Raw genomic sequence first — 25,674 nt, 5'->3', positions numbered from 1 at the left:
AAAACTGTAGTTTCATAATTGAAATTTTTGATAAATAAAAATAATTATCTATATGAATTTAACTATACGTCCAGTAATAACTACAACACAGCTCTTCAACTAGTGGCTAGTATTACTGCCGGCCTTGCTGAAGTCCAAGGCGGGAAAGGATTTAGTCCTGTAAGTGGTACGTTTAGTACACAAGGATTAAATATGGATTGGACCGTTTCGATCCAAGAAATTGCTGATGAAAGAAAACGTCAAGTTGATAATCTTTTAAAGAAAGGATCAATGGAAGAGGGAGCGGTGTGCAAGAAACCTCCTGAAAAATCTACTTCTGAAAAAATTATAGATGGTATTTTAGAAGGTACGGGTCAAGCAGTTGAAGATACAATAGATGGTGTTGTGGCACTTGGTAAATGGGAAACATGGGGTACGCTTTTACTCATTTAAATGAAACCTTACCTGCTATGTGGAACACATTATCAGATTCATTTATTAATGATGTAATAAATGGAGACGCTGAAAGTCGTGCTAAGTGGGGAAGTTATGCTTTTACACAAATTGGACTTATTGGTGATAAGGGGATAAGTAAAGTCACTACATTAGCAAAAGGTGCAAAATTCTCTACAGGAATGTCTTCTTTCGCAAATAAATTGCCACTGACGGATCGGTTGACATTTGCAGGTGCAAGTGGATTTGGAAGCAATCAAATAAAAATATTTGAAGTTTTACGCAAAGCTCGTGAAACATTTATGTTTTCAAAAACTGGTGGAAGAAGTAAAGTTAAAGATGTACAAGAAGTAATACAAGATTATGCAGATAAGGTTCTGGATAAAGTTGAAATAAAAAACGAATATCCTGATTCTTATAACGCATCTAAGGTACTGCGTGAAGAACTTAAAGCTGCAGGTATTGAGCCACCACCATATCCATATCCAAATGCAGCACATCATATTACTGCTTGGAATGACAAAAGGGCAATTGAAGCACAGGAATTACTTGAAGAGTTTGGGATACATCATAATTCAGCTGCTAATGGTGTGTTTTTACCTTATAAAGTAAATGACTATGTGACTACGGAAGTGTTACACGTAGGAAATCATAGTACCGAATATATGAAAGAAGTAACCAAGATATTAAAGGAAATCAAAGAATATGGTGGTACTCAGGAAGATGTTGCCGCAGCGTTACATGATATTAGAATACGTCTATTAGAAGGTAGTTTAAAATTAAATAATCCAAAATGATTTACACGCATATTTCTAATATTAAAGGAGAAAAACTATGAAGATATGGGAATTAAGAAGTTCTTCTGATAACTATGAGTCTTTTCAATTATTAAAGTATAAAGAAGATAAAAAGTTTTTTGAAGGGAAGTTTAACTCTACAATAAAACTAATAGATTCATGGAGAAAGTTACCTATTGAATGTTTAGAAGGAGGAAAGGCCAGTGATTTTCCACACTTCTGGGGAGAAATTGGTGCCCTAATGGTTAGTGAAAAAGCAAAAGCATTATTAGAACCTTCAATAGGCGATAATGTTGAATTCTTACCACTTTTACGCGATTCAACTAGTGAGGTATATTACTTGGTCCATGTGTTGAATGTACTAGATGCAATTGATAGTGATAAAGCAATTTTTAAAAAACTGATTACAGGTTTAATAATAGGATGCGAAAAATTCGCATTTGATAGTAATACTGTTCAAAGTGAAATGATTTTTAAGGTTTACATAAATGGAAAAATTCATCCTACGGCTGTTTTTATTTCGGATGAATTGAAGGTTTTAATTGAACAAAGTGATTTAAAAGGTTTTGAGTTTATTGAAGTGTGGGATTCAGAAGAGCTCTCATAAAGAAATTCTAAACTTATAAAGGGCCTTGATAAGTTTACGATAAAAACTTAAGTCCCCTTGTTATACAAAGTAGGGGACTATTTATCCTACATTAACGAGCGGTAAGATTCCCACCTCAAAATTCGGCTAAAGCAAAGACGTTAGGTGGGAGATCAACTGCTCGTAAAAGCCCGATTGGAGAAGGCTAATAATTAGTGGGGGGTGGACAAAACTTCCGATGAAAAATACTATTTTTCATGCACAAGCATCGAAACATCATCATTAATCAACGTCCCAACATGTTCACCTAAACAAATTCTTTTCATAACGCCAGGCTCATCAAAGTTAAAGACGTGTGCCGGTAAATTATAATCTCGAGCAAGCAATAAAGCTGCTTGATCCATTACTTGTATGTTTTGCCTAACAACATCGTTATAGTTCAGTTTTCGATACATTTTCGCTGATTTATTATATTTTGGATCACTTGTAAAGACACCGTCTACACCTTGCTTTGCGACCAAAATGGCGTCGCTATTCATTTCAATGGCTCTTTGTACACTTGGGTAATCTGTTGTAACGAATGGTTGCCCGTTACCACCACCGAATATGACAACATAACCGTTATCTAAATGATGTACTGCACGTAGGCGAATATATGGTTCAGCTACTGCATTAAAAGGGATGGAAGTCATAACGCGTACTTCTCTATCTGTTTTACTTGTTAAAACGCCGCGAAGCATTAAGCTGTTAATAATCGTACCTAGCGTACCGATATTATCAGCTTCTACACGATCAATTCCCCATTCTTCAGCTAGATGACCTCTGAAAATGTTACCGCCGCCGATGACAATGGATACTTCGATATCTAGGTCAATAATGGATATTATTTCGTTTGCGATATGTTCTAATCGTTTGGAGTTAAAGCTATTTCCAGATTGATCAGCAAGTGCGCCGCCACTTAGTTTAATTAAGACGCGTTTATATGGTTTCATAACAATTCCCCCTATATAGATTGCAATAAAAAAGGAACAAAGGCGAATGCCTTTGTTCCTTCGTAAGAAAATGAAATAGAAAAGAAATAGATATGATGAACTTCTTCGCGTGATTTTTCATAACATCCACTCCTTTTCATCCCCATTTATTTAGAATACGTATATCTTTTAGATTATACGAAATAATCTGATGTTTTATCAAGGTTATTTTATTTCTTTTTTATAAAAAAGTGTCAATGAATATTATAAGAAATAAATTTGAATTTTTTGTGACGAACTTGTAGGTTTTTGTATGATTTTGTAGGTTCGCCTATATGATGTGTGAGTAAGCTTTTATAAATACTAAATGAAAGCGTTCGCATAAAAGGGGATGAACATAAATGAAAAAATTCGGATTGGCAACACAAATTTTTGTCGCACTTGTTTTAGGGATTGTAGTAGGGGCAATCTTTTATGGCAATAAAACGGCGATTTCTTATATCACACCAGTTGGGGATATATTTATTCATTTAATTAAGATGATTGTAGTACCGATTGTTATTTCAGCATTAATTGTTGCGGTAGCTGGTGTAGGTGATATGAAAAAGCTTGGGAAACTGGGCGGTAAGACAATTCTTTATTTCGAAATTATTACGACGATTGCTATTTTAATGGGATTACTTGCAGCGAATATATTCCAACCAGGTACTGGCGTTGATATGAGTAATTTACAGCAAAGTGATATTTCTTCTTATAAACAAACAGCAGATGCAACAGAGAAGAAAGGCTTTGCAGAAACGATTGTTCATATTGTACCGAAAAATATATTTGAGTCTATTACACAAGGTGACTTATTACCGATTATATTCTTCTCAGTACTATTCGGTTTAGGAGTTGCAGCAATCGGAGAAAAAGGAAAGCCTGTTTTTAACTTTTTTGAAGGTGTGCTCGAAGCGATGTTCTGGGTTACAAATCAAGTGATGAAATTCGCACCATTTGGTGTATTCGCATTAATTGCTGTTACGGTTGCAAAATTTGGTGTAGCAACACTACTTCCTTTAGGAAAACTAGTGCTAGCTGTATACGTAACTGTTATACTATTCGTTGTGATTGTATTAGGTATTAATGCACGAATGGTTGGAGTAAACATTTTTACATTAATGAAAATTTTAAAAGAAGAACTTATTCTTTCATTTACGACAGCAAGTTCAGAAGCTGTTTTACCTAATATAATGAGAAAAATGGAAGAGTTCGGTTGTCCAAAGGCAGTTGCCTCTTTCGTAATTCCGACAGGTTATACATTTAACTTGACTGGGTCAGCTATTTATCAAGCGTTAGCGGCATTGTTTGTTGCACAAATGTACGGTATACACATGTCACTGACAGAGCAAATAACGTTATTATTCGTTCTCATGTTAACATCCAAAGGTATGGCGGGAGTTCCGGGTGCATCATTCGTTGTTGTATTAGCGACGTTAGGATCAATGGGATTACCGCTAGAAGGCATCGCATTAATTGCGGGAATTGACCGCATTTTAGATATGATTCGCTCAGCTGTCAATGTATTAGGAAATGCATTAGCTGCCATTGTTATGTCGAAGTGGGAAGGCGAATTCGATGATGAGAAAGCAAAACAATATGTAGAAACGGTCAAACAAACAAAAGCAGCGTAAGAGATTGTTAAGGAGTGAGTAATCATGGCAACATTAACTGAAGTTAAAAATGGAGTGCGAATTGAAAAAGATTTTTTAGGTGAAAAAGAAGTACCAAATTATGCGTACTACGGTGTACAAACAATGCGTGCAGTAGAGAATTTCCCGATTACAGGATACAAAGTCCATGAAGGTTTAATTAAAGCGTTAGCAATTGTAAAAAAAGCGGCAGCACTTGCTAATGCAGATGTAGGAAGATTGGAATTGAAAAAGGGTGGTGCTATCGCAGAAGCATCACAAGAAATCCTTGAGGGGAAATGGCATGATCATTTCATCGTTGATCCAATTCAAGGTGGTGCAGGAACTTCAATGAATATGAACGCAAATGAAGTCATTGCCAATCGTGCCCTTGAATTATTAGGAATGGAAAAGGGAGACTATGATTATATTAGTCCAAACAGTCATGTAAATATGGCACAATCAACAAACGATGCATTCCCAACAGCGATTCATATTGCAACATTAAATGCATTAGAAGGCTTATTACAAACAATGGGTTATATGCATGATGTATTTGAATTAAAAGCAGAACAGTTCGATCATGTTATTAAAATGGGTCGTACACATTTACAAGATGCTGTGCCAATTCGTCTTGGACAAGAATTTAAAGCATACTCCCGCGTACTTGAACGTGACATGAAACGTATCAAGCAATCACGTCAACATTTATATGAAGTAAATATGGGAGCAACTGCAGTTGGTACAGGCTTAAATGCGGATCCAGAATATATTGAAGCAGTTGTAAAACATTTAGCTACAATTAGTGAACTACCACTTGTTGGTGCAGAAGATTTAGTAGATGCAACTCAAAATACGGATGCGTACACTGAAGTATCTGCAGCACTTAAAGTATGTATGATGAACATGTCTAAAATTGCGAACGACCTTCGTCTAATGGCATCAGGTCCACGCGTTGGATTAGCGGAAATTATGCTACCAGCTCGTCAACCAGGTTCATCTATTATGCCAGGGAAAGTAAACCCTGTTATGCCAGAAGTAATTAATCAAATTGCGTTCCAAGTAATTGGTAACGACCATACAATTTGCCTTGCTTCAGAAGCAGGACAATTAGAATTAAATGTTATGGAACCAGTACTTGTTTTCAACTTACTTCAATCTATTAGCATTATGAATAACGGTTTCCGTGCCTTTACAGATAATTGCTTAAAAGGAATTGAAGCGAATGAAGATCGCTTAAAAGAGTACGTTGAGAAGAGTGTAGGAATTATTACAGCCGTGAATCCTCATATCGGCTATGAAGCAGCAGCTCGCGTTGCGAAAGAAGCAATTGCGACAGGGCAATCCGTTCGAGAACTATGTGTGAAAAATGGTGTATTGTCACAAGAAGAATTAGAGTTAATTCTAGATCCATTCGAAATGACACACCCAGGGATTGCAGGAGCAACTCTTTTAAAGAAAAATTAAAAGAAGAGGGGGACAATCCCCTCTTTTTTGTTTACAATATAGAAATGCTATATATGAATAGAGGTAGGGATGTTATGAGTAAGTTTACAGTGGCTTCTAATGGTGCATTAGAAACAACATTAAGAGGAGCAGAAGTATTATCAACACCACTTTTAAATAAAGGGGTAGCTTTCACACAAGAGGAAAGAGAAGAGTTAGGTTTAAAAGGGTTATTACCGCCAGCGGTTTTAACGTTAGAAGAACAAGCACGCCGAGCGTATGAACAATTTAGTTCTCAGCCGGATGATTTATTAAAGAATGTATACTTAACAGCGTTACATGATCGAAATGAAGTGTTATTTTATCGTATTTTAACAGAGCATTTACGTGAAATGTTACCAATCGTATATACACCTACTGTTGGTGTAGCAATTCAAAGATATAGTCATGAATACCGTAAACCACGTGGCATTTATTTATCAATTAACGATCCATCAGGTATTGAAGATGCATTTGAAAATATCGGTGCAACAGCTGAAAACATTGATTTAGTCGTTGTAACGGATGGAGAAGGTATATTAGGAATTGGTGATTGGGGTGTTGGTGGAATTAACATCGCAATCGGGAAATTAGCTGTATATACGGCCGCAGTTGGAATCGATCCTAGCCGTGTATTACCGGTAATTTTAGATGTAGGTACAAATCGTGAGGAATTATTAAACAATCCATTTTATATTGGAAATCGTCACCCTCGTATAACAGGTGAAGCTTACGATGAATTTATTGATACGTTTGTTCAAGCGGTAAATAAACAATTCCCGAAAGCGCTTCTACATTGGGAAGACTTCAGTTCTCGAAATGCACGAAAAATTTTAGATAAATATCGTCATGACGTTTGTACATTTAATGATGATATTCAAGGTACAGGGGCAGTTTCACTTGCTGCTGTATTATCGGCAGTAAAAGCTTCTGGTGTACCGTTAAGTGAACACCGCGTTGTTGTGTTTGGTGCTGGTACGGCTGGAATCGGTATCGCAGATCAAGTAAGAGATGCAATGGTTCGTGTCGGCTTATCAGACGAAGAATCACATAATCGTTTCTGGTGTATTGACCGTAATGGGTTGGTTACAGATAATATGGAAGATCTTCTTGATTTCCAAATTCCATATGCAAGAAAAGAAGCTGAAGTAAGTGATTGGAAACAAAATGATGCTATCGGACTTGCTGAAGTTGTGAAACATGTAAAACCGACAATTTTAATTGGTACATCTACTGTTGCAGGCGCATTTAAAGAGGAAATTATTAAAGAAATGGCTTCTCACGTAGAAAGACCAATCATTTTACCAATGTCGAATCCAACGCCACTTGCTGAAGCGAAACCAGCAGATTTAATCGAGTGGACAGAAGGAAAAGCATTAGTTGCAACAGGAAGTCCGTTTGAACCGGTTACATATAACGGTGTAACGTATGTGATTGGACAGTCAAATAACGCACTTATTTTCCCAGGACTAGGTCTTGGTACAATTGTTGTTCGTGCAAGCGTCATGACGGATGGAATGTTCGCAGCAGCAGCAGAAGCAGTTGCAAGTATGGTAGATACAAGTCAGCCAGGAGCGCCTATTTTGCCAGAAGTTGAAGAGTTACGTAATATCTCTGAACTGGTTGCGATTGAAGTAGCGAAAGTTGCAGTTGCAGAAGGTGTTGCTAGAGAGAACTTAAGTGATGACGATATTAAGATTGCAGTAAAAGAAGCAATATGGGAACCGGAGTATCGCCAAATAAAAGCGGTAGAAAAGGTTAGAATATAGAAATAAAGCCCGTTTATAATTATAAGCGGGCTTTCACTTTTACAATTGAAAAAAAGCATAGGAAGTGGCACCTTTGAATTGGAATCAATTATGGAAGAAAGATATGTATCTTTTAATTATATTAATGGTTGTTGTTCCGATTGCTGGAGAGCTGAATTTTCATCCTTTTAATGATATGTTTCGTGTTAGTTTCGGGACACCGCTTTTCTTCTTTTTATTACTATTTTTAAGAAGAGTGCCAGCAGCAGCTGCAGGTATTCTTGTAGGTATATCTGTAGTCTTATTTCGTGTATGTCTTGACTGGGTATTGCAAGGGTCATTTCATATGACAGAATCATTTTATTTGCGCTATCCCGTTTTCTTTTATTATTTTATATATGGAAGTCTTTTTTCGCTTTGTAGGGTGAATAAGTTTCATCAGAAGCCAATTGTGATAGGATGTCTTGGAATTACAATTGAAATTATCGCAAGTATGTCTGAACTTGCGTTTTATCATATGTTAGTGCTGGGGACAACGATAACAGTTTCTGAAGTGAATAAACTAATTATTATTGCTATTTTCCGTAGTTTCTTTGCACTTGGTTTTTTAAATATGATGAACTTATATGAAACGAAGTTAAAAGAATCACAAGTTCGAAAAGAAAATGAAAATATGTTAATGTACCTCTCTAATTTATATGTGGAATCTGTCCATTTGAAAAAAACGTTACAAAATGCTGAGTTAATTACACAAGAAGCATATCAACTATATCGAAACTTACAAGCGAACGATGATTTAAATAGCAAAACAGCATTAAAAATAGCAGGAGAAGTGCACGAAATCAAAAAGGATAATCAAAGAATTTTTGCAGGACTATCTAAACTGTTATTAGATAAAAATGTGGCTGAGTATGTAGAAGGACATGAATTAGCGGAAATGATTGTAAGAATTAATGAGAAGTATGCTGAAATGTTAGAAAAAGATATACGTTTTTCGGAACATATAGAAGGTGAGCATGCAGAATATCATGTGTATACGGTCTTATCCATTTTTAATAACTTAGTTGCAAATGCAGTTGAAGCAATTGAGGGTAGAGGTCTCATTATTATTAAGCTATATAAACGAGATAAACATATATTCTTTGAAGTAATTGACGATGGTCCTGGTATTGCACAGAAGTATAAGAAATTAGTATTTAAGCCAGGATTTACTTCAAAGTATGATCAAACGGGAACACCTTCAACAGGTATTGGACTTTCTTACATAAACGAAATGGTAACAGAGCTAGGTGGAGAAGTGAGATTAGAAGACCGAGAAACTGGCGGAGGGTGTAAGTTTATCGTTTGTTTACCAGAGTGCAGTTTAAAGCGGGAAGGAGAATAAAGTTGTTTTATTATATCGTAGATGATGATGAAGTTTTCCGCTCCATGCTTTCACAAATTATTGAAGATGGCGATCTTGGGGAAGTAATTGGAGAGTCGGAAGATGGAGCTTTTATTGAAGCGGATCAATTAAATTTTAAAAAAGTAGATATTTTATTTATTGATTTATTAATGCCAATGCGAGATGGGATTGAAACAGTTCGCCATATTGCATCCTCTTTTACAGGGAAAATCATTATGATTTCTCAAGTTGAATCGAAACAGCTTATTGGTGAGGCGTATACACTTGGTGTTGAATATTATATTACAAAACCATTGAATAAAATTGAGGTTGTATCTGTTGTACGTAAAGTAATGGAACGTATTCGTTTAGAGCGCTCTATACATGATATTCAAAAATCATTGAATAACGTTTTTAAGTGGGAACAGCCGCAAGTTCGAAATGAGCCAATGCAGGAAGGAAAAAGAATAGCAGATTCAGGGCGCTATTTATTATCAGAACTCGGTATTGCGGGAGAGAATGGAAGTAAAGATTTACTTAGTATGTTGGAATATTTATATGGACAAGAAAAAGAGCAAACGTTTGAATTTGGATTTCCTGCGCTAAAAGATATCTTTCACCATATAACTATAAGAAAATTAGAGAATATAGCTTCAGATGCAGATATAGATAAGGAGAGAAAAGCATCTGAACAAAGGGTACGTAGAGCGATTTATCAATCGTTAAATCACTTAGCTTCCCTTGGATTAACAGACTTTTCAAATCCGAAATTTGAAAGCTATGCTCCGAAATTTTTTGATTTCACTGTAGTTAGAAAACGAATGACAGAAATGACAAAGGATGAAGTAGCAACTTCTGGCCATATACGAATTAATACGAAGAAATTTATTCAAGTGTTGTATTTTGAGGCGAAACGGTTGATGGAGATAGAATGAAAAGAGATAAGTGTTTCAGATTGTAGACAAAGTCTTGTTCAAGTGACATTGAGTTTCTTGGTGCTTAACATGCTTTTGACTCTCTTTTTTAATTAGAGTTGGAATAGAAACAAAAAATAAATATAATATTGTTAATGCACCAACGGGGAGGAGGACAGGACATGAATAAAGAAGAAAAGGTCATAGTGGGTTTCAGGGACTTATATAATAAGATTGTTTGGCTTAATAAGGATAAGATGGAAGACAGTCTTAAGGGTTATAATTCTTCTGAAGTACATTGTATCGAATACATTGAAAAAAATGTAGATTCTAACGTGACAAAACTTGCGGAGTCCTTTTATATGACTCGCGGTGCCATAAGTAGAATAACTAAAAAACTTATAAAAAAAGGCCTTATCGAAAGTTATCAGAAGTCGGATAATAAGAAAGAAATCTATTTTAGGCTTACTGAACAAGGGAAAGTAATTTATAAAATACATGAGGATCTGCACAAAGAGTTTGAAGAACGGGATAAAGTTGTGTTTGATCAAGTAACCGAGGAAGAATTTGATAGTATACTTAGCTTCGTGGAAAAGTATAGTAGACATTTGGATACAGAAATAAAGAAACAAGGTGTACATATTAAGTCGTAATCTATTCAAAAAATAAAAATGAAACGGCAGGCAGTCCAAGGATGGACCGCCTTTTTTATTGTTGTAATTTTGTTGACAGGGAAACAAAATGGAGTTATTGTTTTGTTGATAAGGAAACAAAAATAACTGTTGGGGAGAGAATGTAAATGTCCAAATTCAGATCACATAATGAACATAATACGGAACGAGTCATAGATAAACACGCCTTACTATTCGGTCTCATCTCTGTGTTTCTTTGCGGAATAGGATTCAGCATTATAATACCTGTCGTTCCATTTTTAGTGCAGCCATATACAAGTAATTCGGCAGAACAAGCGGTCGTCGTTACGCTATTAACTTCTGTTTATGCAGTATGCGTATTTTTTGCGGCTCCCGCACTTGGAGCTTTGAGTGATAAATATGGTCGTCGTCCATTACTTTTAGTATGCCTTTTCGGTTCCGCAATCGGGTACTTAGTTTTTGGCATAGGAGGAGCTCTATGGATACTATTTGCTGGGCGCATAATAGAAGGTATAACAGGAGGGAGCATAAGCACTATCTTCGCATATTTTGCAGATATTATTCCTCCAGAACAAAGAACGAAATACTTCGGATGGGTAAGTGCGGTTGTAGGAGTAGGTACTGTAATTGGACCAACTATAGGTGGATATCTTGCCAAGTTTGGTTATTCTGTACCTATGTATTTTGGAGCAATAATAACTTTATTAAATGTTGTTTATGGAATCTTATATATGCCTGAGAGCCTTGACAAAAATAATAGATTGAAAGAGATTACCTTTGTAAGATTGAATCCATTTACACTGCTTGCAAATATACTTTCCATGAAAAATTTAAAATGGCTACTTGTCTCAGCATTCTTACTTTGGATACCAAATGGATCTTTACAGGCAATTTTTTCACAATTTACAATGGATACTTTTAGTTGGAAGCCTGCGTTAATCGGACTTATGTTTTCAATTATGGGATTCCAAGATATCATTTCACAAAGTTTCATAATGCCAAAACTTTTGACAAAACTTACTGATAAACAGATAGCAATTCTCGGAATGGTTTCGGAGATTATAGGTTATAGTCTTATTGCAGCATCAGCTTTGTTCTCATTTTATCCGTTTCTTATCGCTGGAATGTTTATATTTGGTTTTGGTGATTCCATCTTTGGACCTTCATTCAATGGGATGCTCTCGAAGTCTGTCGATTCTAGTGAACAAGGAAGGGTTCAAGGAGGTAGTCAATCTATTCAAGCTTTAGCAAGAATGATTGGGCCGATCATTGGAGGGCAAATTTATGTTTCACTTGGGCATGCCGCACCTGCTTGTATGGGGATCATCCTTATAGTAGCCGCAATAACAGTCTTATATAAGGGCACGCATGAAAATATGTAAATTACGTACTTTATCCCCCTATTATAGACAGTAAGACCCCTGCATCAAAATTTGCACATCCATCTCAACGGTGTGTGTGCAAGACTTTTATTACTCTTCTTCATAAAATTATATCTTTTAAATTATTGATGCGATGGCCGGTAAAACTTTTACATGAATAATGTAGAAGATATTTAAATACTACGCTGGAAGATTTCAGAATCGCCTGCATAATAGGCAGTTTTAACAAGTACTGAAACTCTATTTGCTTACAGTCTGAGGTGTTTATAAATAAGTATCTTTTTTGTTAAACCAACATTTTATATTTTCTCGTGAAGCATGTAAAATGTTAAGTAAGAGAAAATGGTTTTACAGTAAGGAAGTGTCAAAAAATGAGTTTTACATTAAATAAATCGATTATTAAAGAAGTATGCGGAGAGACCTCATATAAAAGAGGCGAAGCTTATTATAAATCAAATAAAGTAATAATAAATCATTATGATGAAAATAAAGAAATTTGCGAGGCGACGGTAAAAGGGAACGAAGATTTTCATGTTACAGTAGAAAAAGCTAAAAAAGGTGATGTTGTTGCGAAATGTAGTTGTCCTTCGTTAGCGTCTTTTCAAACATACTGTCAACATGTTGCGGCAGTATTGATACAAATAAATTATAATCAGCAAACCGGTGGAATGGTGCCTATTAGTAGCGGGAATATGAGTGGAAATGATCAATTAACAAGCGGGATGTTTCATTTATTTGCAGAAAAATCATTAAGACCAAAAAGTAAACAACACCGTTTTGATACACGTGAAATACTGCATGTTGAATTTATATGTACGCCAGTAGTTACGAAAAATGGTGGGGCACTGCTAGGTATTCAGTTTAAACTCGCCAAGATGTATTTTGTAAATCATATTAGAGAATTTCTTTCCAATGTGGAGAAAAGAGAGTCCTATAATTGTTCGAATGAATTTACATATACACCGGATGTACATAGCTTTAAGCAAGAAACGGATGCGATTATTCAGCAGCTCATTAAAATTTATCATAATGAAAAAATGTATGAGGATACACTGGAAGTACATGCAAAACAAGATGATAGTATGATTTTAATACCACCAGCTTCATGGAAGGATATGCTTTCTTTACTTTCTAAAGTTGAGTTTGTGGGACTTAATCAAGATGGAAAATCTTTTCACGGTTTACAAATTTCAAAAGGGCTACTTCCTTTACATTTTGAGTTTAATAAAGGGAGTAACGGTGGGTTTACACTTTATATTGACGGCTTACAACAAGTAGAAGTAATGGATACGTATAGTTATGCTCTATTTGGAGGGAAACTGTATCAGTTGAACGCTGAGGATTGTAAGCGGCTTATCGAATTACAAAAAATGATGAATCGTTCTAGTAGTAACCAATTGTATATTCCAGCAGATAAGATGGAACACTTTGTAGCAAAAGTTGTACCAGGGTTAATGAAGCTTGGTACTGTGCGAATTGATGAAGTAATATCAGATCGTGTTGAAACGCCTTCGCTAAAAGCAAAATTGTATTTAGATCGAGTGAAAAATCGTTTGTTAGCAGGTCTCGAATTTCATTATGGAAACGTCGTGATTAATCCGTTAGAAGAGGATGGGCAGCCATCTGTTTTTAATCGTGATGAGAAAAAGGAAAAAGAGATTTTAGACATTATGAGTGAAAGTGCCTTCGCGAAAACGGAAGGCGGTTATTTTATGCATAATGAAGAAGCTGAATATAACTTTTTATATCATGCTGTTCCAACGTTAAAAGGTTTAGTTGATATTTATGCGACGTCAGCAATCAAATTACGAATTCATAAGGGAGACACAGCTCCTCTTATAAGAGTTAGAAGGAAAGAGAGAATTGATTGGTTATCATTCCGCTTTGATATAAAAGGTATTCCAGAGGCAGAAATTAAAGGGGTATTAGTCGCTCTTGAGGAGAAACGAAAATATTATCGTTTAGCAAGTGGTGCTCTACTATCACTTGAGAGTAAAGAGTTTAATGATATTAATCAGTTTATAAAAGAATCTAGTATTCGAAAAGAATTTTTAAAGGGCGAAGAAATAGAGGTCCCTCTTATTCGTAGTGTGAAATGGATGAATTCACTGCAAGAAGGAAACGTATTAAGTTTAGATGAGTCCGTTCAAGAATTGGTAGAGAACATTCAAAACCCTAAAAAGCTGAAGTTTGTGGTGCCAAGTGGCTTAGATGCGATAATGAGAGAGTATCAAACATACGGATTCCAGTGGATGAAAACACTTGCCTATTATCGTTTTGGCGGCATTTTAGCTGATGATATGGGACTGGGGAAAACGTTGCAAAGTATTGCTTTTATAGACTCTGTTTTGCCGGAAATTCGAGAGAAGAAACTGCCTATATTAGTTGTTTCTCCGTCGTCCCTCGTTTACAACTGGCTTAGCGAGTTAAAAAAATTCGCTCCACATATTAGAGCAGTTATTGCCGATGGAAATCAAGCAGAGCGCCGAAAAATTTTAAAAGATATAACGAAATTTGATGTTGTCATTACGTCATATCCTTTACTACGAAGAGATATAAGATTATATGCAAGGCCATTTCATACGTTATTTCTTGATGAAGCACAAGCGTTTAAAAATCATACGACGCAAACTGCGAAGGCAGTAAAAACGATTCAAGCAGAGTACCGTTTTGGATTAACGGGAACACCTGTAGAGAATTCATTAGAAGAGCTATGGTCTATCTTCCACGTCGTCTTCCCAGAATTATTACCGGGAAGAAAAGAGTTCGGTGATTTAAGACGTGAAGATATTGCGAAGCGGGTAAAACCTTTCGTGTTAAGAAGGTTAAAGGGTGATGTATTACACGAACTCCCAGAAAAAATTGAGCACTTACAATCATCAGAACTTTTACCAGATCAAAAGAGGCTTTACGCAGCTTATTTAGCAAAGTTAAGAGAAGAAACGTTAAAACATTTGGATAAAGATACGTTACGTAAAAATAAAATTCGGGTTTTAGCTGGTTTAACGAGACTACGGCAAATTTGTTGTCATCCTGCTTTGTTTGTTGATGACTATAAAGGTAGTTCAGCTAAATTTGATCAGCTGCTAGAAATTTTGGAGGAATGCAGAAGTACAGGGAAGAGAATTCTTATCTTTTCCCAATTTACGAAGATGCTTTCGATAATCGGACGTGAATTAAATCGTCAAGCAGTTCCATACTTTTATTTAGACGGGAGTACACCAGCGCAAGAACGTGTAGAGCTATGCAATCGGTTTAACGAAGGAGAAGGGGATCTATTTCTTATTTCGTTAAAAGCTGGTGGCACAGGACTAAATTTAACAGGTGCAGATACAGTTATATTGTACGACTTGTGGTGGAATCCAGCTGTTGAACAACAAGCAGCGGATAGAGCGTATCGAATGGGACAAAAAAATACAGTGCAAGTGATTAAGTTAGTAGCACATGGAACAATTGAAGAAAAAATGCACGAGTTACAAGAGAGTAAGAAAAATTTAATCGCTGAAATTATCGAGCCGGGAGAAGAAAAGTTATCTTCTATTACAGAGGAAGAAATCCGCGATATTCTTATGATTTAATATGAAAAAAGCTATGCTTTCATAGAGATGAAAGCATAGCTTTTTTGTTGTAATAATTATATTTTGTTTTGTACAAAGTAAAGAGATAAAGTGAAACTTTAAATAGTGGGAGTTGTTCATCTCCCACTATTTATTTTATTTCTTTGTACCTTTACTTTTGTATGGTTTTGCAGCTTTCTTTTTCGCACTTGATTGCCAACGGTTCCATCCTTTACTTCCTGTACCTTGTCCTACACCTTTTTTCGGTTTTGCTTTCGTTTTACTCATATGATCACTCCGTTATATAAAAAATCTGATTTGATAATAGCCAATGTTTTAGAAAAATACTATCGATAAATGACTATGCTTGCTTTAAATAAAAACAAACTGCTTGAATGCTATAGTATATCATGAAATTGCGAGTAAACTGAAAGGAATTATAAAGAAAATGAAAATAATAAGAAATACTGCGGATTCTATATTTCGAACAATCACACTAGTTGTTGTATATATGTTAGTTTCAATTAGTGAAATGTTTTTTGGATTGAAGAGACAAAGGAAATAAAAATGTTATATTAAGAACAATTGGTAAAGGCATAAAATAAAGAATTGAAAAATTTTTTAAAACTTTTTGTTGACTTTATCTATTTTTTGTATAGAATAATCATTAATAAAATGTTTCAGAGATGTGACAATAAAACGACTATGAAAGGACGAGTAGTAGTAGGATGTAGTTTAAGCGAGTCAGGGGCGGTGTGAGCCTGATACGAAGCCTATTATGAAGAACCTCCTGGAGTCGCTAACCGAAATCCTTTATAGGAAAGTAGACTTAGCCGGGAACTTCGCCGTTACAAGAAGAACAGTATCGAGATTTTTTAATCTCCGTACTGTATAAGTGAGCAACCTCTGTTGCTAATTTGGGTGGTACCGCGGAACCAAAGTCTTTCGTCCCAGTTTTTTGGGAAAGAAGGGCTTTTTTTGTTGGCTTCTTTTCACAACATCCAAACATTTTAGGAGGAAACCACCATGTATCAATCATTAATGACAGTAAGAGAGACTCAAATCGCAATTAAGGAAGTTAAAACATTTTTCGAGGATCAATTAGCAAAACGTCTTGAACTATTCCGCGTATCTGCACCATTATTCGTAACGAAAAAATCAGGATTAAACGATCACTTAAACGGTGTAGAACGTCCAATTGAGTTTGATATGTTACATTCAGGTGAAGAATTAGAAATTGTACATTCACTAGCGAAGTGGAAAAGATTCGCATTACATGAATACGGATATGAAGCTGGTGAAGGTTTATATACAAACATGAACGCGATTCGTCGTGATGAAGAACTTGATGCAACGCATTCTATTTATGTTGACCAATGGGATTGGGAAAAAATCGTTCAAAAAGAATGGCGTACTGTCGATTACCTACAAAAAACAGTACAAACAATTTATGGAATATTCAAAGAATTGGAAGGTCACTTATTTGAAAAGTATCCGTTCCTTGGAAAGTATTTACCAGAAGAAATTGTTTTCGTTACTTCTCAAGAACTAGAAGATAAATATCCAGAATTAACACCGAAAGATCGCGAACATGCAATTGCGAAAGAACATGGTGCAGTCTTTATTATTGGAATTGGTGATGCACTCCGTTCAGGTGAAAAGCACGATGGGCGCGCGTCCGATTATGATGATTGGAAATTAAACGGTGACATTTTATTCTGGCACCCAGTACTACAAGCTTCATTCGAATTATCATCAATGGGAATTCGTGTTGATAGTAAATCCCTTGATGAGCAGTTAACTAAAACTGGCGAAGATTTCAAACGTGAGTACGATTTCCATAAAGGTATATTAGAAGATGTACTACCATTAACAATTGGTGGTGGTATCGGCCAATCAAGAATGTGTATGTACTTCTTACGTAAAGCACATATCGGTGAAGTTCAATCTTCTGTATGGCCTGACGATTTACGTGAAGCTTGCAAGAAAGAAAACATTCATCTGTTTTAATATAAGTGTGAGGGAGAGTAGCTTGAAAATAGAGTTACTCTCCCTTTTTTATTGTGTAAACTGGTGGTTTACAGTGAGTGTTACTAATAGTTTCTTTCTTTTTTATCTCCTTTTATGTAATAATTTGTTAAAGGAGGGGACGTTATGAACTTGGGAGAACAATTAAAAAAATTACGAGAATCAAAAGGATTTTCACAAGAGGATGTCGCTAAGAAAATTGGGGTGACGAGGCAAGCGGTGTATAAAGTGAAACTTTAATCAGTGGAGCGATTTATCCCACTGATTATTAGTTGAACCAATCGGGCTTTTATAGGCAGTTAATCCCATCTGGCTTCTTTGATGTATTTAAAAGCTATGATGGGATTTAATGCCTGTTAAAGCGGGGTAAGTGGGAAAATGATAAAAGTTACCCTGACATTGATAATTTAATTTTATTGAGCGAAATGTACAACGTTACGCTCGATGAATTAATAAAAGGGAATCAAAACTTTAAAGAGAAAATACATATTGATGAAGAAGATGAGGGTTTTGAGAAAGAGAATGAGTTTGGTTTTTATATTGGATTTGGTTTGCTAATTATGAGTGCTTTCATTGATTACGAAGGAATTCAAGAGATTTTATTAGGGGCTGCGCTATTCATGATGGTCTTTTATTCCGACGTGAAGAAAGTTATTTTGAATGAATTTCGCTCGTTATTTAAAGGAAAAGATATATATGATAAGAAGTGAGAAGAGTCCGTTATATTTCCTAGGAAAAGGTATTGTGAATAATCTAATTGTTTTATAACGATTTTTAGATATAAGTAATATGTTAAAAAGCTGTTTGTATAGAGTCTTGAAATCTATGTGTAAAATGATAATAAAGTTATTTAATGTAGTGTAGTGCTATCCTAAGGTAAAGTAAAAAATCCCTTTTAGTAATAGCACTATTTTTATACCGTAAACAGTTGTTTTCTATCTTTTAAAACACTTACAGGGGTCACTATACATGCTCATCAACTTAAGTAATTTGCGCACCAAAACGGATAAATTCGGCTTTTAATTGTTAGAAATTATATTTGGTCATTTTAAGATTTCCGATAGCCTAAAAAATATAAAAGATTAAATAATAGTAATCCTCCAGCAATGTACCATATGCGGTTGAAGAGACGTTAAGCAAGTAGAACCAAAATTTTATCATTTTTCTTTCCCGAACTTACATGAACATGTAAGAATTGACCACTAAGCAAATCTGTAATCTAATTGAATTTTCACACCAGCACTATGACCACTACCTCCTGAACCTTGATATGTAGAAGGGGTACCGCCACATCGCCATCAACTTAAGCATTTAGGCTATTTTTAAAGTTAAAAGCACGTTACTATTCTTTTATATTAACGAGAAAGAGTGACGTACTTTTTATGCATAATTTCAGTGTACACAATGACATTATTTTTTGCACCAGAACCAAAATAGGTTCTGGTGCAAAAACTCTAAAGCTCTTGCCAGTAATCTCCTAAACTTGGACATACTGATAGTATTACTCTAAAAAAGGTGTGTGATCGGTATGGAAAAGAGAAATTTGTTCAAATGGAAGCATTATCAGCCGGAACTAATCTTATTAACAGTAAGGTGGTACCTAAGGTACAATTTGAGCTTCCGTAACCTGGTGAAAATGATGGAGGAAAGAGGATTACCCATTGCTCACACAACGATTATGCGCTGGGTTCATCAATATGGACCTCAACTAGAAGAGAAAGTACGACATCATCTAAAATCAACAAATGATTCATGGAGAGTCGATGAAACCTATATTAAAGTAAAAGGGCAATGGATGTATTTATATCGTGCCGTTGATTCAGAAGGGAATACCATTGATTTTTATCTAAGTAAATCAAGAGATAAACAAGCCGCCAAGTGTTTTTTCAAGAAAGCCCTGACTTTTTCGTACGTTTCTAAACCTCGCGTGATAACAATAGATAAGAACCCTGCCTATCCTGTAGCAATTCAAGCGTTGAAAGAAGAAAAACATATGCCTGAAGGCATAAAGCTAAGACAAGTTAGATATCTCAATAATATAGTGGAACAAGATCATCGTTTTATTAAGAAACGTGTGCATCCTATGTTGGGGTTTAAGTCATTTAAAACTGCAACTTCTATATTGAGTGGTGTTGAAGCCATGCATATGATTAAAAAAGAACAGATTGATTTACGGGACCAGTCTGTCCAAAATCAGAAAGAATTCATCCATCAATTGTTTGGGCTAACAGCATAAAATACAATTCCGCTCGAAATATATGCGCTATATTCTCTTTTATTTTATCTTTGCACCAGAACCCAAAAAATAACCGTAGATAGTAGCACGAACACTGTTCTTGTTATAATTAATTTTTTCAGAACGTCTATAATCCTCTTTTAAAAAATATATGTAAATATAATAAAAAACGAATGATTAATAGAAATATTCTACGCCACTCGTTTTTTATCGGACTTCTTTTTACTGTACTTTTATTTTCTTTATGAGTTATTAGAAAAATAATTGTCTATATAAGTCTTTATTTTTTCAAAATCCTTTTCCATAAATAAGATTGCTGGTACTTCAATTATTGGAAGATTATTTTCATTATCAAAAGGTGGACACGGTTTGGGAACTACCAAATAGTCAACTGAGTTTTTATCCCTAATATAATTAATTGAAACATCATAATACTTAGAAAAATATTCCTTCAAATCATCCTGATTCCTTAAAAATGGTAGAGAAAATATTGAACCATAATTTATACCAGCGTCGACAATTAATACAAAGCATATTTTTTTCATGATACACCCTCCTCGTATAATAAGTTTTAAGTTAATAACTGTTCCTTGAAAATTAAATAGTTTTTATCTTCAAGAGCTACATCAAAAAAATGATGTATGGGTAAAATTTAGTCTTGGATACTGGGGGATTTCCCTAGATAATGGAAGTGTGGAAATGGATCCATCGGGAATATGCTTACTCCTCCTGTAGTTCGACCACGTTAAAAGACTGTGACCCAGACCAAAATGCACTGCATACGCACAAGCTGTATCGGTTTCCTTCACTTACCTCTCATAGTGGTGGGAGGGCAGCTTAGGTGAAGGCAATCATTGAATACTCATACGCGAGGTTGTGGCTATGTTTTGGACTCTAGGGAGATCCCACAGTATCCAAGCTCATTCCAAATACTATTCAAAGAAAGGAGGTCCTTTCCATGAGATTATTCGTAGCTATTGATGTAAGCTCTGAAAAACTTGATGTATGTTTTCTTGACAGTCATGACACTGTTTTGAAAGAAATTTGTCTTTCAAACGATGTGAATGGTGCCAACGCCATTAAGGAGGATGTTCTCCATTTTCACCAGTTGTACAACTATGAAAAAATTGTCATTGGCATGGAATCTACTTCCGTCTATAGTTTCCATCCTTCCATGTTCCTAACGGAAGATAAGGATTTGAGGGCTTTAGACGTGGAAGTGGTCGTACAAAATCCAAAAGCCATCCATCGGTATAAAAAACTCTTTGAAGAAGATAAGACCGATAAAATAGATGCTTTCCGTATTGCCGATTTTTTACGAATCGGGCGGTATAATAAGTTTCTTATCAAGGAGGAAAAATACGTTGCCCTTCAACGTTTAACACGATCTAGATATCAACTCGTTCACCAGCAAACAGAATGTAAGCAACACTTTCTGGAGAACCTTTACTACAAATGTAATACGTTATCGAAAGAGTTAAATACCTCTGTTTTTGGTGCGACGATGATGGAAATACTCTCAGATTCCCTTTCGTTGGATGAAATCGCAGAAATGGATCTAGAAGCACTCGCTACTCTTCTTCAGAAAAAGGGGAAAGGACGCTTTAGCGACCCGGAAGATTTAGCGAAAACCATCAAGAAAGCCATACGTGACTCCTACCGACTAGGTAAGGTCGTTCAAGACTCTGTGGACGTTGTATTAGCCACTTATGCACGATTGATTCAAACATTGAAAAAACAAATCAAAGAGATAGAAAAAAGCATTACTGCTTTATTCGAAGCCATTCCAGAAGCGAGATATTTAACAAGTGTTCCAGGCATTGGAGTCGTATACGCCGCGGGAATCATTGCGGAAGTTGGACAAATTGAACGCTTTGAGAACGAAGCACAATTGGCCAAATACACCGGTCTTTACTGGAAAAAATCGCAATCTGGAAACTTTGAATCGGAACGAACACCCATGACACGAACGGGAAACCAGTATCTTCGTTATTACATGGTTGAAGCTGCCAACTCTGTACAACTTCGTGAAGCTACTTACCGTGCTTATTATTTAAAGAAATATGATGAAGTTCCGAAATACAAACATAAAAGAGCCCTTGTCTTAACAGCGAGAAAACTAGTGCGTCTGGTGGATGTGCTACTACGCAACCACCAACTCTACATGCCATAAAGGAGCGTGTAAATCAAGAGCTAACTACTGCTTTTGATATCCTTTCAAGACGGCTTTAGGGATATGAACAAACATTCATGTTTCCCATCTAAAAATACGAACTAACGTTCTGTGTATTCCTAAGGTTTAGTTTCCTGCGCTCTTTTTTAGAAATTCTTCTCTAGCTTTTATCAATCATATACTTGACTTAATACCACAAGTCTTATTTAACTTTATGTAACCGTTACAATTTATATTGTAACAATAAATTTGCGAAAAAAACATTGAGTTTAAGATAATTTATTTAAAAAATATAGCTTATGGGGTAGCGTCACATATCCATCAACTTAAGAATTTTAGAACCTCCAAAACGAGAAAATGGTACGAATTTCTCGTTTTGAGGGTATTTACATTTGTTAACTTGATGGGCATGTATGGTGACTCCTAGTAAGTCATTTTTATCAAACTTTATTTTAAGTTATCAATCTTTTTTATAAATTATCGGACTTTATTTTAAATCAACATCGTCAGATGTTGAATCCCCTGCAAACTTTAATGCTTCTTGATAAAATTTCTCCGAGTTTTAATCCAATCTCCTTGAAGAAAGAGATTGCGTTATCAAGAGATTCTACAACGATGCTGACATTGTCCATTCTTAGTAATCTGTTGTTTGCCATAGTCTTTATCTCCTTATGTGTAAAAATTTATCCCGCTATTTGCGGGCAATAAGACTCCCACCTCAAAATTCGGCGAATGCGAGGAAGTTAGGTGGGAGATAACTGCCCGATTGTTGAATAGAATGACTTGATTCTATTTTTTAACAATTTTATTGTTCTTTAAACGACTTTATTTTAAACTAAATAACCTTTTTCTCACTTTCCACTATGCAAACAGCTTTCTATTTATATAGGAAGGAAATAGATTAATATAATTTATTGTAAGTTTTACCGGCGGAAATTAGCTCATTTGCACTAAAGGCTCAATTTTCGCCATAAATGATTGATGAAGTGCTTCAACACCCGTTACTAAATGAAGACGGTCAATAACGACAGATACTTTAATTTCTGATGTACTTACCATTTTAATATGAATATCTTCTTCTTTTAAAGTAGTGAACATATTCGCAGCAACTCCTGGGTTAGATACCATACCAGATCCTACAATTGATACTTTTGCTAAATGATTTTCATGTTCTACAGATTCATAGTGAAGTGCTTCTTGATTTTGTTCCAATACTTCTAATGTTTCTCTTAAATCATTAGAATGGATCGAGAAGGAGAGGTGAACAGTTCCTTCATTTGTAATACTTTGAATAATAATATCTACATTAATATGTGCTGCTGCTAATGTAGAGAAAACTGTTGAAAGTGCACCTTGTTCTAATCCTTTAATTGTGACGCGTGTAATATTATCCTCAAATGCAATACCTTTAACGATTGATTGTTGTTCCATGTTATATTCTCCCCTTACAATTGTTCCGTTTTCTTGTTCCATACTTGAGCGAACTTCTAAAATTACATTATGATTTTTAGCAAACTCAACAGCGCGTGGGTGTAATACGCCAGCACCGAGGTTGGCAAGTTCTAACATTTCGTCATAAGAAATTTCATCTAATTTATAAGCATCTTGTACAACTCGTGGATCAGTCGTATATACGCCGGTCACATCCGTATAAATATCACATTTTTTTGCTTTTAGTGCAGCAGCTAATGCGACAGCAGTCGTATCGGAGCCACCGCGACCAAGTGTGGTAATTTCATTTTCTTCACTTATTCCTTGGAAACCAGCTACTATAACAATCGTGCCTTCAGTAAGGTGAGACTGAATACGAGTGGTATTAATGTCAGTAATCCGTGCACTACTATGTACAGATTCTGTCGTAATACCAGCTTGCCATCCTGTTAATGAAATTGCGTTATAACCTTTTGTTTGTAGTGCCATTGTTAATAATGAAATGGTTACTTGTTCTCCTGTAGATAGGAGCATATCCATTTCACGTTTACTTGGATTTTCAGTAATAGCGTTAGCAAGTGCTACAAGTTTATCCGTACTTTTTCCCATTGCTGAAACGACAGAGACAATACTATGTCCTCGTTCATATTCTTCAATAATTAAATTTGCTACATGTTGAATGCGCTCGACGCTTCCGACAGAGGTACCGCCAAATTTTTGTACAATCGTTTCCATTACGAATTCCTTCTTTCGTCCATTTTTAAGAATAGGTTAGGACATATACAAATCCCAATATTCCTATAGTTACCAGAGAGAAAAACAAAAAACACCATCTCAAATAAGTGAGGATGGTGCTGTTACAGGAAAAGGGAAACAGAAAACGGAGCTAATAAAAAAACCGCCAAAAAAGGAATATCATAAAAATGATATCTCTTTTTTGTAGATAGCTCTTCATACGTACACGTCTGTACATATGACAGTTCTGTTTCTATTCGAAAACAGCCCCAATTGATAAATACAGAGAAATTTATCAATTTCGGCAACACTTCCTTTCCTCTAAGATCATAGACATCTCTGTGTCTCCTTTAGAATACTTATAAGCGTTGCAACCTCTATCTCACGTTTTAGGCGAGAGTGTATGATTTATGAAGTTGTTGGTAACATTTGTTTTATAATAATTTAAATTTTTCAGGGAATCAAGTGTTTTTTGTGTTTTTTTGAAATTCTATCTTTTTATTAAATTAGTTTGTGAAAAATGTAGCAAAATAAATTCGTTGCATGTACATTAAAAATATAGAGCATGGGAGGTGGAAGGATGGGGAAGAAAAAGCCTATTTATGTAGCAACAGAAATGAACACAACAATGGAGAAACTATGGGAATATACACAAGAGCCTGATATACATACAGAGTGGGATGCTCGTTTTACTGAGATTTCGTATTTAGAAAAAAAAGAGGGAGAACCACAGAAGTTTTTATATAAAACAAAGATCGGATTTGGACTTGAAATAGCCGGAGAAGGGGAATCGATAGGTGAAATAAGAAAAGAAACTGGAGAACGCATTTCCTCTTTAAAATTTTGGACAGACAATCAATTATCACTTATACAAATAGGGCGTGGTTATTGGAAGTATACACCGAATGAAGAACATATTCATTTTGAAACGCAATATGATTATGATACGAGATTTGGTCGTATAGGAAATGTGATAGATTTATATGTTTTTCGTCCACTATTAGGTTGGGCGACAGCATGGAGTTTTGATGCTTTAAAATTATGGTTAGAAAAGGGACTTCATCCTAAGTTGCTAATTAGAAGAACGATGACGTATTGGCTAGTTTGCTTTTTATTTGCTTTCGTATGGTTATATCAAGGGATTGTACCGAAATTGATGTTTACTCATTCAGAAGAAGTAAAGATGCTTTCTGCACTAATCGGATCGAATGAAAGTAGTATTTTTATGCTTAAAATAGTTGGATTTCTAGAAATAATATTGGGTGTGATATGGCTATTGCCACTTCCAAAACGAAAATTATTTATAGGGCATATTATATTGTTGATAGTTTTAACATTAGCGGCAGGATCGACGAATATCGCTAGTTTTACGCAACCGTTTAATCCGATTACATTAAATTTTCTTCTAATAGGGTTATCGATTGTCGGTTATATAAATAGCACTAATTTGCCAAGCGCAAAAAATTGCAAGAGGACGAGAAAGGGATAAGTA

The 25,674-nt window shown here is 35.4% G+C and carries 19 protein-coding genes, 3 pseudogenes, 1 riboswitch and 1 other annotated feature; of the genes and pseudogenes, 16 read left to right on the top strand and 6 right to left on the bottom strand.

The window, feature by feature from the left end; all coding sequences use genetic code 11:
• Positions 1-42: 42 nt before the first annotated feature.
• Together JFT89_RS05280 and JFT89_RS05275 are read left to right on the top strand one after the other, a co-directional pair.
• Positions 43-1,229 (top strand): annotated as a pseudogene (locus JFT89_RS05280) (AHH domain-containing protein); the annotation flags it as partial.
• Between the two features lie 37 nt (positions 1,230-1,266).
• Entirely contained in the window at positions 1,267-1,836 is a 570-nt protein-coding gene (locus tag JFT89_RS05275; protein WP_201039585.1) for an imm11 family protein, read from the top strand.
• Between the two features lie 227 nt (positions 1,837-2,063).
• Here the strand turns inward: JFT89_RS05275 and pyrH are convergent, their stop codons facing one another.
• Positions 2,064-2,807 carry a UMP kinase gene (pyrH, locus tag JFT89_RS05270; RefSeq protein WP_002064732.1) on the bottom strand — a complete coding sequence of 248 codons (744 nt, stop codon included), beginning with the start codon at positions 2,805-2,807 and terminating at the stop codon, positions 2,064-2,066.
• A 380-nt stretch (positions 2,808-3,187) separates the two neighbouring features.
• Here pyrH and JFT89_RS05265 point away from each other — a divergent pair, with 380 nt between their 5' ends.
• The 8 genes from JFT89_RS05265 to JFT89_RS05230 all read left to right on the top strand — a co-directional run bounded on the left by JFT89_RS05265 (position 3,188) and on the right by JFT89_RS05230 (position 15,600).
• Entirely contained in the window at positions 3,188-4,459 is a 1,272-nt protein-coding gene (locus JFT89_RS05265) for a cation:dicarboxylate symporter family transporter (RefSeq protein WP_002165995.1), read from the top strand.
• Positions 4,460-4,483: 24 nt separating this feature from the next.
• Positions 4,484-5,923: an aspartate ammonia-lyase gene (gene aspA / locus JFT89_RS05260; RefSeq protein WP_002012229.1), complete on the top strand. Its 1,440-nt coding sequence runs from the start codon at positions 4,484-4,486 to the stop codon at positions 5,921-5,923.
• Between the two features lie 74 nt (positions 5,924-5,997).
• Positions 5,998-7,710 carry an oxaloacetate-decarboxylating malate dehydrogenase gene (gene malS, locus JFT89_RS05255; RefSeq protein ID WP_201039584.1) on the top strand — a complete coding sequence of 571 codons (1,713 nt, stop codon included), beginning with the start codon at positions 5,998-6,000 and terminating at the stop codon, positions 7,708-7,710.
• A gap of 64 nt (positions 7,711-7,774) precedes the next feature.
• Positions 7,775-9,073: a sensor histidine kinase gene (locus JFT89_RS05250; protein ID WP_087946990.1), complete on the top strand. Its 1,299-nt coding sequence runs from the start codon at positions 7,775-7,777 to the stop codon at positions 9,071-9,073.
• A gap of 2 nt (positions 9,074-9,075) precedes the next feature.
• On the top strand, positions 9,076-10,008 hold the full coding sequence (locus JFT89_RS05245) for a response regulator (RefSeq protein WP_002135525.1): 933 nt from the start codon (positions 9,076-9,078) through the stop codon (positions 10,006-10,008).
• Between the two features lie 161 nt (positions 10,009-10,169).
• Positions 10,170-10,640 (top strand): MarR family transcriptional regulator, encoded by a 471-nt coding sequence (locus tag JFT89_RS05240; RefSeq protein WP_001030885.1) that lies wholly within the window; start codon positions 10,170-10,172, stop codon positions 10,638-10,640.
• A gap of 146 nt (positions 10,641-10,786) precedes the next feature.
• Entirely contained in the window at positions 10,787-12,022 is a 1,236-nt protein-coding gene (locus JFT89_RS05235; RefSeq protein ID WP_033706641.1) for an MFS transporter, read from the top strand.
• Between the two features lie 371 nt (positions 12,023-12,393).
• Positions 12,394-15,600, top strand: a complete 3,207-nt coding sequence (locus JFT89_RS05230) for a DEAD/DEAH box helicase (RefSeq protein ID WP_002064744.1) — start codon at positions 12,394-12,396, stop codon at positions 15,598-15,600.
• Between the two features lie 135 nt (positions 15,601-15,735).
• On the opposite strand, the gene JFT89_RS05225 is transcribed toward JFT89_RS05230, so the two are convergent.
• The gene (locus JFT89_RS05225) at positions 15,736-15,867 is read right to left on the bottom strand and encodes a DUF3934 family protein (protein ID WP_000047589.1); all 132 of its coding nucleotides are present in this window, start codon (positions 15,865-15,867) and stop codon (positions 15,736-15,738) included.
• Positions 15,868-16,275: 408 nt separating this feature from the next.
• Positions 16,276-16,535, top strand: a binding site (T-box leader).
• Between the two features lie 70 nt (positions 16,536-16,605).
• Between JFT89_RS05225 and asnA the strand changes: the two genes are divergently transcribed.
• From asnA to JFT89_RS05210, 3 genes are all read left to right on the top strand, one after another.
• Entirely contained in the window at positions 16,606-17,589 is a 984-nt protein-coding gene (gene asnA / locus JFT89_RS05220) for an aspartate--ammonia ligase (RefSeq protein WP_002064745.1), read from the top strand.
• 144 nt (positions 17,590-17,733) lie between these two features.
• Complete coding sequence (locus tag JFT89_RS05215; RefSeq protein WP_002031128.1) at positions 17,734-17,847, top strand: helix-turn-helix transcriptional regulator; 114 nt, start codon at positions 17,734-17,736, stop codon at positions 17,845-17,847.
• A 113-nt stretch (positions 17,848-17,960) separates the two neighbouring features.
• Positions 17,961-18,317, top strand: a complete 357-nt coding sequence (locus tag JFT89_RS05210; protein WP_374191838.1) for a helix-turn-helix domain-containing protein — start codon at positions 17,961-17,963, stop codon at positions 18,315-18,317.
• 399 nt (positions 18,318-18,716) lie between these two features.
• Here JFT89_RS05210 and JFT89_RS05205 read toward each other — a convergent pair.
• Positions 18,717-18,884 (bottom strand): annotated as a pseudogene (locus JFT89_RS05205) (transposase); the annotation flags it as partial.
• 251 nt (positions 18,885-19,135) lie between these two features.
• On the opposite strand from JFT89_RS05205, the gene JFT89_RS05200 reads away from it, so the two are divergent.
• Positions 19,136-19,843 carry an IS6 family transposase gene (locus tag JFT89_RS05200; protein WP_201039582.1) on the top strand — a complete coding sequence of 236 codons (708 nt, stop codon included), beginning with the start codon at positions 19,136-19,138 and terminating at the stop codon, positions 19,841-19,843.
• Positions 19,844-20,085: 242 nt separating this feature from the next.
• Here JFT89_RS05200 and JFT89_RS05195 read toward each other — a convergent pair whose 3' ends face one another.
• Complete coding sequence (locus JFT89_RS05195) at positions 20,086-20,388, bottom strand: hypothetical protein (RefSeq protein WP_000717614.1); 303 nt, start codon at positions 20,386-20,388, stop codon at positions 20,086-20,088.
• Positions 20,389-20,801: 413 nt separating this feature from the next.
• Here JFT89_RS05195 and JFT89_RS05190 point away from each other — a divergent pair, with 413 nt between their 5' ends.
• Positions 20,802-22,016 (top strand): IS110 family RNA-guided transposase, encoded by a 1,215-nt coding sequence (locus JFT89_RS05190; RefSeq protein ID WP_002148946.1) that lies wholly within the window; start codon positions 20,802-20,804, stop codon positions 22,014-22,016.
• 557 nt (positions 22,017-22,573) lie between these two features.
• On the opposite strand, the pseudogene JFT89_RS05185 reads toward JFT89_RS05190, so the two are convergent.
• Positions 22,574-22,672: pseudogene (locus JFT89_RS05185) on the bottom strand (VOC family protein); the annotation flags it as partial.
• A 280-nt stretch (positions 22,673-22,952) separates the two neighbouring features.
• Positions 22,953-24,182 (bottom strand): aspartate kinase, encoded by a 1,230-nt coding sequence (locus tag JFT89_RS05180; protein ID WP_201039581.1) that lies wholly within the window; start codon positions 24,180-24,182, stop codon positions 22,953-22,955.
• A 201-nt stretch (positions 24,183-24,383) separates the two neighbouring features.
• Positions 24,384-24,570, bottom strand: a riboswitch (Lysine riboswitch).
• Between the two features lie 192 nt (positions 24,571-24,762).
• Between JFT89_RS05180 and JFT89_RS05175 the strand changes: the two genes are divergently transcribed.
• Positions 24,763-25,671 carry a DoxX-like family protein gene (locus JFT89_RS05175; protein WP_016094325.1) on the top strand — a complete coding sequence of 303 codons (909 nt, stop codon included), beginning with the start codon at positions 24,763-24,765 and terminating at the stop codon, positions 25,669-25,671.
• Positions 25,672-25,674: the final 3 nt, after the last annotated feature.

Origin of the sequence: Bacillus sp. TH25, from assembly GCF_016650935.1 — a bacterium.
Lineage (GTDB): Bacteria > Bacillota > Bacilli > Bacillales > Bacillaceae_G > Bacillus_A > Bacillus_A mycoides.
The sequence above is the reverse complement of the archived record's forward strand: the minus strand, read 5'-3'. Positions and strand labels throughout refer to the sequence as shown.

What these genes read in the sequence shown, in the direction of transcription:
- JFT89_RS05275 (WP_201039585.1), top strand. Translation starts at nt 1,267, where the DNA reads ATGAAGATATGGGAATTAAGAAGTTCTTCTGATAACTATGAGTCTTTT.
- pyrH (WP_002064732.1), bottom strand. Translation starts at nt 2,807, where the DNA reads ATGAAACCATATAAACGCGTCTTAATTAAACTAAGTGGCGGCGCACTT.
- JFT89_RS05265 (WP_002165995.1), top strand. Translation starts at nt 3,188, where the DNA reads ATGAAAAAATTCGGATTGGCAACACAAATTTTTGTCGCACTTGTTTTA.
- aspA (WP_002012229.1), top strand. Translation starts at nt 4,484, where the DNA reads ATGGCAACATTAACTGAAGTTAAAAATGGAGTGCGAATTGAAAAAGAT.
- malS (WP_201039584.1), top strand. Translation starts at nt 5,998, where the DNA reads ATGAGTAAGTTTACAGTGGCTTCTAATGGTGCATTAGAAACAACATTA.
- JFT89_RS05240 (WP_001030885.1), top strand. Translation starts at nt 10,170, where the DNA reads ATGAATAAAGAAGAAAAGGTCATAGTGGGTTTCAGGGACTTATATAAT.
- JFT89_RS05235 (WP_033706641.1), top strand. Translation starts at nt 10,787, where the DNA reads ATGTCCAAATTCAGATCACATAATGAACATAATACGGAACGAGTCATA.
- JFT89_RS05230 (WP_002064744.1), top strand. Translation starts at nt 12,394, where the DNA reads ATGAGTTTTACATTAAATAAATCGATTATTAAAGAAGTATGCGGAGAG.
- JFT89_RS05225 (WP_000047589.1), bottom strand. Translation starts at nt 15,867, where the DNA reads ATGAGTAAAACGAAAGCAAAACCGAAAAAAGGTGTAGGACAAGGTACA.
- asnA (WP_002064745.1), top strand. Translation starts at nt 16,606, where the DNA reads ATGTATCAATCATTAATGACAGTAAGAGAGACTCAAATCGCAATTAAG.
- JFT89_RS05215 (WP_002031128.1), top strand. Translation starts at nt 17,734, where the DNA reads ATGAACTTGGGAGAACAATTAAAAAAATTACGAGAATCAAAAGGATTT.
- JFT89_RS05200 (WP_201039582.1), top strand. Translation starts at nt 19,136, where the DNA reads ATGGAAAAGAGAAATTTGTTCAAATGGAAGCATTATCAGCCGGAACTA.
- JFT89_RS05195 (WP_000717614.1), bottom strand. Translation starts at nt 20,388, where the DNA reads ATGAAAAAAATATGCTTTGTATTAATTGTCGACGCTGGTATAAATTAT.
- JFT89_RS05190 (WP_002148946.1), top strand. Translation starts at nt 20,802, where the DNA reads ATGAGATTATTCGTAGCTATTGATGTAAGCTCTGAAAAACTTGATGTA.
- JFT89_RS05180 (WP_201039581.1), bottom strand. Translation starts at nt 24,182, where the DNA reads ATGGAAACGATTGTACAAAAATTTGGCGGTACCTCTGTCGGAAGCGTC.
- JFT89_RS05175 (WP_016094325.1), top strand. Translation starts at nt 24,763, where the DNA reads ATGGGGAAGAAAAAGCCTATTTATGTAGCAACAGAAATGAACACAACA.